The following is a 9,987-nucleotide window of genomic DNA, read 5'->3' as shown; positions in this document are numbered from 1 at the left end:
ATTCTAGCAAGACTCTCCGTGAAGGAGCGCTTGCACCCTGGAACCCGATTTCCTCTAATTACTATCCTCAGATGTTGGAGCAGGCCATGATCCAGTTTGGGATTGATATGGACAAGCCCTTTGAAGACTTATCTCCAGAAGACCGCCACTTAATTTTTTATGGGTCTGATGGCAAGGAGTTCCATTTCCATTATGAGAATGAATTTGGTGGGGTTCGCGATATTGACATTCCTTTTGAAGGAGTCGTCACCAACATCAATCGCCGCTACCACGAAACTTCTAGTGACTTCACCCGCAATCAGATGTTGTCCTACATGAATGAATTGACTTGTGCCACCTGCCATGGTTATCGCTTGAATGACCAGGCCTTGTCTGTCCGGGTAGGAGGAGAGAAGGGGCTGCATATCGGGCAAATCTCTGACTTGTCCATTGAGGACCATCTTAAGGTGATTGCCGATCTCAAATTAACCAAGAATGAAGAGACCATTGCTCGTCCGATTCTCAAAGAAGTCAAGGATCGCTTGAGCTTCTTGAACAATGTTGGCTTGAGTTATCTGACCCTTTCTCGCTCGGCCGGGACTCTATCTGGGGGAGAGAGTCAGCGCATTCGCTTGGCTACCCAGATTGGTTCCAACCTCTCAGGAGTTCTCTATATCTTGGATGAGCCTTCGATCGGTCTTCACCAGAGGGACAATGATCGCCTGATTGCTAGTCTTAAGAAGATGCGTGATTTGGGAAATACCTTGATCGTCGTTGAACACGATGAGGATACCATGAGAGAAGCTGATTACTTGATCGACGTCGGTCCAGGGGCTGGAGTCTTTGGAGGCGAGATTGTTGCGGCTGGAACGCCTAAGCAGGTAGCCCGCAATAGCAAATCCATCACTGGTCAGTATCTTTCTGGTAAACGGGCCATTCCAGTACCAACTGAACGGCGGGTAGGGAACGGACGCTTTATCGAGCTGACAGGGGCCGCTGAAAATAACTTAAAAGATGTGACAGCGCGCTTCCCGCTAGGTAAGTTCATTGCTGTCACTGGCGTTTCTGGTTCAGGGAAGTCAACCTTAGTTAACAGCATTTTGAAAAAGACGCTGGCGCAAAAATTGAATCGTAATTCGGAGAAACCAGGGAAATACAAAACCATTTCAGGTGTCGAGCACATTGATCGACTAATCGATATCGACCAGAGCCCGATTGGCCGCACTCCACGCTCCAATCCAGCTACCTATACAGGTGTATTTGACGACATTCGCGATCTCTTTGCCCAAACCAATGAAGCCAAGATTAGAGGCTACAAAAAAGGCCGCTTTAGTTTCAATGTCAAAGGGGGCCGGTGTGAGGCTTGTTCGGGAGATGGTATTATCAAGATTGAGATGCATTTCCTACCGGATGTCTATGTACCGTGTGAAGTCTGCCATGGCCGCCGCTACAACAGTGAAACCCTGGAAGTTCACTATAAAGAAAAGAATATCTCCCAGGTTTTGGACATGACCGTCAATGATGCAGTCGATTTCTTTAAACACATTCCAAAGATCAATCGCAAATTACAAACCATCAAGGATGTCGGCTTAGGCTATGTGACCCTGGGACAGCCGGCAACGACACTTTCCGGAGGAGAAGCCCAGCGGATGAAGTTGGCTTCAGAGCTTCATAAGCGCTCAACTGGTAAGTCCTTCTATATTTTGGATGAGCCGACAACAGGTCTTCATACAGAGGATATCTCTCGTTTGCTCAAGGTCTTGGAACGCTTTGTGGATGATGGCAATACCGTTTTGGTCATTGAGCACAACTTGGATGTGATTAAGACAGCGGATCATATCATCGACTTAGGACCAGAAGGTGGTGTCGGTGGTGGTACCATTATTGCAACAGGGACACCAGAAGAAGTAGCCAGCAACCCAGCTAGCTTTACAGGACAGTATTTGAAAGGGAAATTACAATGAACCAACGAATTACAAATCTACGAACTAAAATGAAGGCACAGGATCTAAAAGCTGTCCTCATTAACAACTTGAAAAATGTCTACTATTTGACAGGTTTCTGGGGATCAAATGGGACTGTTTTGGTGACAGAAGAGCGCGTGGTCCTCTTCACCGATTCGCGCTATACCATTCATGCCCATGCGACTTGTTTCCCCTTTGTTGAGATTGTTGAAACCCGCAATGAATTGGAAGAAGCAGCAAAAATTGTCAAAGATGCAGCGATCCAAGAACTTGGCTTTGAGGATGAGATCACAGTTGCCTACCATACCCGTCTAGCGACCGCTTTCTCAGGAGTCGCTCTAAGAGCCTTGTCTGATTTTGTAATGGAGTTTCGTTTGATTAAAGATGAGACAGAAGTAGCAACCATCCGCAAGGCTTGCAGTATTTCAGATCAAGCCTTCCTAGATGTGCTGGAGTTTATCAAGGTTGGCCAAACAACAGAATTAGAAGCGGCGACCTTCCTCGATTTCAGAATGCGGGAATTGGGAGCGTCAGGTGTATCCTTTGATATCATCTCCGCTGCGGGAGAGCGCTCTGCTATGCCCCATGCGACTCCAAGTGATCGCATCATCTCTGCTGGGGATGCCTTGACCTTAGACTTTGGCTGTCTCTACAACCATTACGTCAGTGATATGACCCGGACCATTTATGCAGGTCATGTCAGTGACAAGGAAAGAGAAATTTACGAAACGGTCTTGAAAGCCAACCAAGCTCTCATTTCTGAAGCCAAGGCTGGACTCGGTTTCCGTGAGTTTGATAAAATTCCTCGAGACATTATCGAGGCGGCAGGATACGGCCAGTACTTTACTCATGGAATTGGACATGGTATTGGCTTGGACATCCATGAAGAGCCTTATTTCAGTCAAACTTCCAAAGAAGTTATCAAGGCCGGCATGGTCTTGACAGATGAGCCAGGGATCTACATTGAAGGCCTATCTGGTGTCCGGATTGAAGATGATCTCCTGATTACGGAAACCGGTTGTGAAGTCTTGACCTTGGCACCGAAAGAATTGATTGTGATCTAAGGAAATTTGCAGAGACAGATTTGAGAAATCTGAGCATTTGTGATAGAATAAAGAGTAATATATTTTTAAAAAGAGGTATGAAAACATGATTGAAGCAAGTAAGTTGAAAGCTGGTATGACCTTTGAAACAGCTGATGGAAAATTGATCCGCGTTTTGGAAGCGAGCCACCACAAACCAGGTAAAGGAAACACGATCATGCGTATGAAATTGCGTGATGTTCGTACTGGTTCAACTTTTGATACAAGCTACCGTCCAGAAGAAAAATTTGAGCAAGCTATTATTGAAACTGTACCAGCTCAATACTTGTATAAAATGGATGATACAGCTTACTTCATGAATACTGAAACATATGACCAATATGAAATTCCTGTTGTCAATGTTGAGAACGAATTGCTTTACATCCTTGAAAACTCAGAAGTGAAAATCCAATTCTACGGAAGTGAAGTGATTGGGGTGACGGTTCCTACAACTGTTGAATTGACAGTTGCTGAAACTCAACCATCTATTAAAGGTGCTACAGTTACAGGTTCTGGTAAACCAGCTACAATGGAAACAGGTCTTGTGGTAAACGTTCCAGACTTCATCGAAGCAGGACAAAAATTGATTATCAATACAGCTGAAGGAACTTACGTTTCTCGTGCCTAATCAGCTCTAAAATAGGTCTGATAGAAAGGAACTTCTATGGCAACTGAACAATACGGCGAAATCGTCATTGCACCTCGTGTGCTAGAAAAAATTATTGCGATTGCGACTGCAAAAGTAGATGGTGTTCATTCTCTTGAAAACAAGAGTGTATCGGATAGCCTTTCAAAACGTGCTCTAGGACGTGGGGTTTACCTTCGTACACAAGAAGATGGTCAAATCTCTGTTGATATTTACCTTTATCTAGAGTATGGTGTAGCAGTCCCTAAAGTAGCGGTTGCGATCCAAAAAGCAGTAAAAACAGCTGTCTACAATATGGCAGATGTCACCTTGGATGATGTCAATATCCATGTGGTTGGAATCGTGACTGAAAAAGCAGCGAAACCTGATTTGAAAGATTTGTTTAATGAGGATTTCCTCAATGACTGATATTTTATTTGAATCACGTCGTGATCTACGGGAGCGTGCCTTTCAAGCTCTAATGAGTTTAGAGTATGAAGGGGATGTTGTAGAAGCGTGTCAATTTGCTTTTACTCATGACAAAGAGGAAACTGACCAGGAAGTGGAAATTCCAGCTTTTCTACTCAATTTGGTATCTGGTATTCGTCAATCAAAGGATGAATTGGATCAACAGATTGCCCAACACTTGAAAACTGGATGGACCGTCGAACGCTTGACTCTAGTGGAGAAAAACATTCTTCGTTTGGGTGTGTTCGAAATCACTTCCTTTGATACCCCTCAGCTGGTTGCAGTGAATGAAGCAATTGAATTAGCTAAAACATTTTCAGATGAGAAATCTGCTCGGTTTGTGAATGGTGTCTTAAGTCAATTCGTAACGGAAGCAGAATAAGATAGAAAAGAAACCACCTTTGAGGGTGGTTTCTTTTTGAGTATAGAGCTTTGCTTGATCATGATAAGGAAAAAGACTGGTACAAAAGTTCGGTCTTCTCAATTGACTTTGGATTGTCGAACAAGACGCAGTGGTTGAGTGGGCTCTACTGCGCTGATTTTATCAGCTTTTACAGCCTTACTCAACTGTGCGGAGGTGGGACGACGAAATCGAATTCTAACGAATTACCGATTTCTGTCCCACTCTCTTTTAAACACTTTTTCCTGGTAAAACACTAACAGGGAGAAAATAGCCTGTTGTTTTTACATCTTTTCCTTCGATTTTTTGAAGAAGAAGGTCGACCGTCAGGCGAGCAATCTCCTGTAAAGGTTGCTTGATGGTGGTGAGACGGGGGAAATAATTTTCGATAAAGTAGGTCCCGTCATAGCCAATGATCTTCAGGTCTTCTGGAATGTCAATCCCGAGTTCGTCAGCGATTTTCATCACCAAAATAGCCGTTAGATCGTCAGACGCAAAGATGGCATCCGGTTTTTGCTGTGTCAAGATGGACTTGATTTCCATTTCTTTGCGAATGGGTGAATAATCACTGGAAACATTGATAATTTGTGCTTCTGGCAAGACGGAAGCAAAGCCAGCATGGCGAAGACCGGTTGGGGAATTGGAGTTATCATTCCCTGTGAGCATGATAATCTTTTTTGCCCCTGTCTTGGCAAGGGTTTCCGCAGCGAGAACGCCCCCAGCGTAGTTATCCGACGAGACGACTGGAATCTCAGGGGAGAGGTTCCGGTCAAAGGCGATAATAGGAGCTGTGACCCGGTTATAGTCTTCAATTCCCAGATTATGACTACCAGAAATAATCCCATCTACTTGATTGGCTTCTAGCATTTCGATGTATTCACGTTCTTTTTCCGAATCATGCTCGCTATTACAAATAATAGTTTTGTACCCATGTTTGAACAATTCTTCTTCCAGTTTATCGATTAATTCTGCATAGAAGACATGGCTGATTTTTGGGAAGATTAAGCCGATTAACTTGGCTGATTTTCCTTGTAGGCTCCGAGCGATCGTATTCGGCTTGTAGCCCAATTCCTTCATGGCCTCCTTAACTTTTGAGACAGTTTTTTCAGATAAATAGCCCTTTTTGTTAATGACTCGTGAAACTGTCGTGGGGCTGACACCAGCTAGTTTGGCGACATCAGTGAGCTTTGCGACCATAGTCTAGTTCGTAGTATGTTCCAGTAGGTGTTCCGGATTTGATCAAGATACCAGTTTGATCAGCATGCGGGAAGACGCGACCAGAGAATACTTTTTCTCCTTTGTTGATAAAAATTTCAAAAATCGAGTTATCGATGAAAATTGTAGCTGTTGTCGCTTGATTTTCGATCGGGCAAGTACGAGTAGTTCCAAACTCTTGGGCATACTGTTCGCCAGCTTGGCTACGGTCGACAATGACTTGACCATTTGCAATATCAAAAGTAATAGAAAGTCCTTTGCCTTCTTTATCGGCTAGGAGAACAATCTCACTTTTGCTATTGGCTTCAAAGGCTAATTCTAACTCGTAGCAATTATTGGTTGTTTCCTTGTTTGTAAACTCGGAAGAAGTGGAGCGGAGCTCTTTTACTGCTTCGACCGGATATTGATAAAGTTTACCGTCCTGAATAGTTAACTCTTTGACTAAAGAGAAGGCTCCTTGGTGGTCATAGCGATTGGATGGGTATGCGACATCTGGTAGACCTAACCAGCTAACCGTTAAGGCTCTTCCATCAGGAGTGTTGAAGCCTTGAGTTGCATAGGCTTCGAAGCCGTAGTCCAAGTTGTGTAATTCAGATACGTCAACGAGACGAGCTTGTTCAGGATCAAAAGAAGCCCCGATCTTATACATATTTGGGTAGATATTGTCGTAGTCGAGGACTGCTTTGTCCAAACCTTGAGGGCAATACAGAAGGACAGGTTGCTCGCCGACGAAGACCAAGTTAGGACATTCCATCATATAAGCTGTACGATCATTGTTGAAATCAAAATCGCCTACTTCAACCCAGTTGGTATAATCGTTATTCACCGCTTTGTATAGGCGAACGAATCCTTTTTTCTCAAGGTCTTGACCACCGACGATGGCATAGTATTGATCTTTGAATTTAAAAATCTGTGGGTCGCGGAAATGATCGGTAGCATCCTCTGGCTGATCAATGAGGATTTGTTCGATTTTTTCAAGATTTCCATCCTGATCTAAGAGGGCCCCGATTTGGTAGGGATGACGGATCCACTTCTCGTCTCGTACATTTCCTGTATAGAATAAGAAAAGTTTATCATCGAATTGCATAGCCGAACCAGAATAGGCTCCATGGCTATCCAAAGGTGTGTCTGGCAAGACTTTAAGGCCGGTTTCTTTAAAATGAACTAAATCATCGCTTTCCAGTTGTACCCAAGACTTCAATCCGTGAGCGGCTCCAAAGGGAAAATTCTGGTAAAAGAGAATCCATTTACCATTAAAATAGGAGAAACCGTTCGGGTCATTTAAAAGGCCAGTTTTGGGTTCGACATGGTAATGAGTATGCCAAGGAGAATTAGCCATGTTTTCTTTTATTTGTTTCTTTTCTTCTTCGGTCCAGTCTTCATATCGTTTGTACCGAAGTTCTGTTGTCCATTCCATTTGACTCCTCCAAAATTTTTCTTACTTCCATAGTACCGATTTCTATAAAAAAAAGCAAGACTTTGGCCAAAGAATTGAGAAAAAATGTCAAACGTTTATCATAAAATTTAGTAGTGAGAACTAGATTGAGTTTTTGAAAATGAATGAAAATATGAAAGTTTTTGAAAACGAATTAATATAAAACATCCAATAGGACACGTAGATTAGGTATTTATGTGAATGAAAATGAAAAACAATTGTTTCAAGCAATCAAAAATCACAAAATATTGTCAAAAACTTTCTGCAAAACGGTTGACATATTCTTAATACGTGGTACAATTAAATGCGTAGAGACGGGTGAACCGTTTTCAAAACAATAAAAAATAAGGAGATTTTTGCAAATGTCAAATACAGAAATTGCAAAAAAAGTCATCGATGCAATCGGTGGAGTTGAGAACGTTAGCAGTGTAGCTCACTGTGCGACTCGTCTTCGTGTGATGGTGAAAGATGAAGCGAAAGTCGACAAAGATGCTGTCGAAAACATTGAAAAAGTACAAGGTGCTTTCTTTAACTCAGGTCAATACCAAATCATCTTTGGTACTGGTACTGTGAACAAGATTTATGATGAAGTAGTAGCTCTGGGCTTGCCAACTTCATCAAAAGATGAAATGAAAGCAGAAGCTGCTAAGCAAGGAAATTGGTTCCAACGGGCTATCCGTACATTTGGTGATGTCTTTGTACCAATCATCCCAGTTATTGTTGCGACAGGTCTCTTCATGGGTGTCCGTGGACTCTTGAATGCCCTTGGTGTGACTCTTCCAGAAGATGTTACGACTTATACTCAAATCTTGACAGATACGGCCTTTATCATCTTGCCAGGTCTTGTCGTTTGGTCAACCTTCCGTGTCTTTGGTGGGAATCCAGCAGTTGGTATCGTTCTTGGTATGATGCTTGTGTCTGGTTCACTTCCAAATGCCTGGGCGGTTGCATCCGGTGGTGAAGTGACTGCTATGAAATTCTTCGGCTTTATTCCAGTCGTAGGGTTGCAAGGTTCTGTTCTTCCAGCCTTTATTATCGGGGTCCTTGGTGCGAAATTTGAGAAATCACTTCGAAAAGTTGTTCCAGATGTACTTGACCTCTTGGTAACACCGTTCGTAACACTCCTCGTAATGTCAATTCTTGGTTTGTTTGTTATCGGACCAGTCTTCCACGTTGTTGAAAACTACATCCTCATTGGAACTAAAGCAATTCTTAACTTGCCATTCGGACTTGGTGGTTTCTTGATTGGTGGAGTTCACCAATTAATCGTCGTATCAGGTGTTCACCACATCTTCAACTTGCTTGAAGTTCAATTGCTTGCTGCTGACCATGCTAACCCATTCAACGCTATCATCACAGCTGCCATGACTGCTCAAGGTGCTGCGACAGTAGCCGTTGGTGTGAAAACTAAAAATCCTAAATTGAAAGCTTTGGCTTTCCCGGCTGCTCTTTCTGCCTTCTTAGGTATTACTGAGCCTGCGATCTTCGGGGTGAACTTGCGTTTCCGTAAACCATTCTTCCTTTCATTAATCGCTGGTGCCATCGGTGGTGGATTGGCTTCACTTCTTGGCCTTGCTGGTACTGGTAATGGTATCACTATTATCCCAGGTACAATGCTTTACATTGGTAATGGTCAACTCTTCCAATACTTGCTTATGGTTGCAGTATCATTTGCACTTGGTTTTGCTCTTACTTACATGTTTGGTTTTGAAGATGAAGAACCTGCAACAGTAGCTGAAAGTGCTACAACAGATCGTTTTGTTGAGGAAGCTGTGACTGGAACTGTTCCAGCATCTCTTCAAGATGAAACTATCATCTCTCCAATCGTTGGTCAAGCTGTTGCTTTAGAAAATGTGAATGACCCTGTATTCTCAAGCGGTGCGATGGGTCAAGGAATTGCAGTGAAGCCATCTGAAGGTGTCGTTTATGCTCCTGCAGATGCTGAAGTAACCATTGCTTTTGCAACTGGACATGCCTTCGGTTTGAAGACAGCGAATGGTGCTGAAATCTTGATCCACGTTGGGATTGACACTGTTTCAATGAATGGTGACGGTTTTGAGCAAAAAGTTGCTCAAGGTGACAAGGTTAAAGCTGGTGATGTTCTTGGAACATTTGATTCTGCTAAAATTGCAGCAGCTGGTCTTGATAATACAACAATGGTCATCGTCACAAACACAGCCGACTATGCTTCAGTAACTCCAGTAGCTACTGGTGCAGTTGCTAAAGGCGATGCGATTATTGAAGTAAAAGCATAATCTAAAATATGATTGCTCAAGGACTGGTTAGGGTATCCTCCAGTCCTTGAATTTTGTTTGGAGATGAGGTTTGGAATAAAAAAAGTTGCTCACCTAATGTTTAAACATAAATAAGAGTAGTTTTTTCTATAAGGAATAGAAGTGAACCGTTTTCCTTTATGATATAATAGAAAAAAAGAGAATTGAAGAAGAGGATTGATATGACTAAATTATATGGAAGTCTTGAAGCTGGTGGAACAAAGTTTGTTTGTGCTGTAGGTGACGAAAATAATAACGTCATTGAAAAGACACAGTTTCCAACAACAACCCCTATTGAAACCCTTGATAAGTGTATTGAGTTTTTCTCTAAATTTGAAAGCCTTGCTGGTTTAGCGATTGGTTCATTTGGACCGATTGATATTGATAAAAATTCAAAAACATATGGTTTTATTACAACAACTCCCAAACCCCATTGGGCGAATATTGATGTGGTAGGTGCTTTCCGTCGTGCATTAAATGTACCGATTTTCTTCACAACTGACGTCAATAGCTCAGCTTATGGTGAAGTTGTCGCTCGTAATAATG

The 9,987-nt window shown here is 42.6% G+C and carries 9 protein-coding genes; 7 read left to right on the top strand and 2 right to left on the bottom strand.

Annotated elements, in window-relative coordinates; all coding sequences use genetic code 11:
• From uvrA to nusB, 5 genes are all read left to right on the top strand, one after another.
• Positions 1-1,943, top strand: a 1,943-nt coding sequence (uvrA, locus tag ACLOR3_RS00920) for an excinuclease ABC subunit UvrA (RefSeq protein ID WP_412036898.1), incomplete at its 5' end; no start/stop codon positions are given.
• Positions 1,940-3,007, top strand: a complete 1,068-nt coding sequence (locus ACLOR3_RS00915; RefSeq protein ID WP_048691136.1) for a M24 family metallopeptidase — start codon at positions 1,940-1,942, stop codon at positions 3,005-3,007. The genes uvrA and ACLOR3_RS00915, both read left to right, overlap by 4 nt.
• Positions 3,008-3,092: 85 nt before the next feature.
• Positions 3,093-3,653, top strand: coding sequence for an elongation factor P (gene efp / locus ACLOR3_RS00910; RefSeq protein WP_006595686.1), 561 nt, complete (start codon positions 3,093-3,095; stop codon positions 3,651-3,653).
• Between the two features lie 36 nt (positions 3,654-3,689).
• Positions 3,690-4,079 carry an Asp23/Gls24 family envelope stress response protein gene (locus ACLOR3_RS00905; RefSeq protein ID WP_006595687.1) on the top strand — a complete coding sequence of 130 codons (390 nt, stop codon included), beginning with the start codon at positions 3,690-3,692 and terminating at the stop codon, positions 4,077-4,079.
• Positions 4,072-4,500 (top strand): transcription antitermination factor NusB, encoded by a 429-nt coding sequence (gene nusB, locus ACLOR3_RS00900; RefSeq protein ID WP_411400019.1) that lies wholly within the window; start codon positions 4,072-4,074, stop codon positions 4,498-4,500. Before ACLOR3_RS00905 ends, nusB begins: the two co-directional genes overlap by 8 nt.
• Positions 4,501-4,749: 249 nt before the next feature.
• Here nusB and ACLOR3_RS00895 read toward each other — a convergent pair whose 3' ends face one another.
• Together ACLOR3_RS00895 and ACLOR3_RS00890 are read right to left on the bottom strand one after the other, a co-directional pair.
• The gene (locus ACLOR3_RS00895) at positions 4,750-5,715 is read right to left on the bottom strand and encodes a LacI family DNA-binding transcriptional regulator (protein WP_411400018.1); all 966 of its coding nucleotides are present in this window, start codon (positions 5,713-5,715) and stop codon (positions 4,750-4,752) included.
• Entirely contained in the window at positions 5,696-7,150 is a 1,455-nt protein-coding gene (locus ACLOR3_RS00890; protein WP_411400017.1) for a sucrose-6-phosphate hydrolase, read from the bottom strand. Before ACLOR3_RS00890 ends, ACLOR3_RS00895 begins: the two co-directional genes overlap by 20 nt.
• A gap of 380 nt (positions 7,151-7,530) precedes the next feature.
• Between ACLOR3_RS00890 and ACLOR3_RS00885 the strand changes: the two genes are divergently transcribed.
• Both ACLOR3_RS00885 and ACLOR3_RS00880 read left to right on the top strand, forming a co-directional pair.
• Positions 7,531-9,423: a sucrose-specific PTS transporter subunit IIBC gene (locus ACLOR3_RS00885; protein WP_411400016.1), complete on the top strand. Its 1,893-nt coding sequence runs from the start codon at positions 7,531-7,533 to the stop codon at positions 9,421-9,423.
• Between the two features lie 200 nt (positions 9,424-9,623).
• Positions 9,624-9,987 (top strand): ROK family protein (locus tag ACLOR3_RS00880; protein ID WP_412036897.1); only part of this gene is annotated, 364 nt, incomplete at its 3' end.

The organism is Streptococcus intestinihominis, from assembly GCF_046824975.1.
Lineage (GTDB): Bacteria > Bacillota > Bacilli > Lactobacillales > Streptococcaceae > Streptococcus.
The sequence above is the reverse complement of the archived record's forward strand: the minus strand, read 5'-3'. Positions and strand labels throughout refer to the sequence as shown.

What these genes read in the sequence shown, in the direction of transcription:
- ACLOR3_RS00915 (WP_048691136.1), top strand. Translation starts at nt 1,940, where the DNA reads ATGAACCAACGAATTACAAATCTACGAACTAAAATGAAGGCACAGGAT.
- efp (WP_006595686.1), top strand. Translation starts at nt 3,093, where the DNA reads ATGATTGAAGCAAGTAAGTTGAAAGCTGGTATGACCTTTGAAACAGCT.
- ACLOR3_RS00905 (WP_006595687.1), top strand. Translation starts at nt 3,690, where the DNA reads ATGGCAACTGAACAATACGGCGAAATCGTCATTGCACCTCGTGTGCTA.
- nusB (WP_411400019.1), top strand. Translation starts at nt 4,072, where the DNA reads ATGACTGATATTTTATTTGAATCACGTCGTGATCTACGGGAGCGTGCC.
- ACLOR3_RS00895 (WP_411400018.1), bottom strand. Translation starts at nt 5,715, where the DNA reads ATGGTCGCAAAGCTCACTGATGTCGCCAAACTAGCTGGTGTCAGCCCC.
- ACLOR3_RS00890 (WP_411400017.1), bottom strand. Translation starts at nt 7,150, where the DNA reads ATGGAATGGACAACAGAACTTCGGTACAAACGATATGAAGACTGGACC.
- ACLOR3_RS00885 (WP_411400016.1), top strand. Translation starts at nt 7,531, where the DNA reads ATGTCAAATACAGAAATTGCAAAAAAAGTCATCGATGCAATCGGTGGA.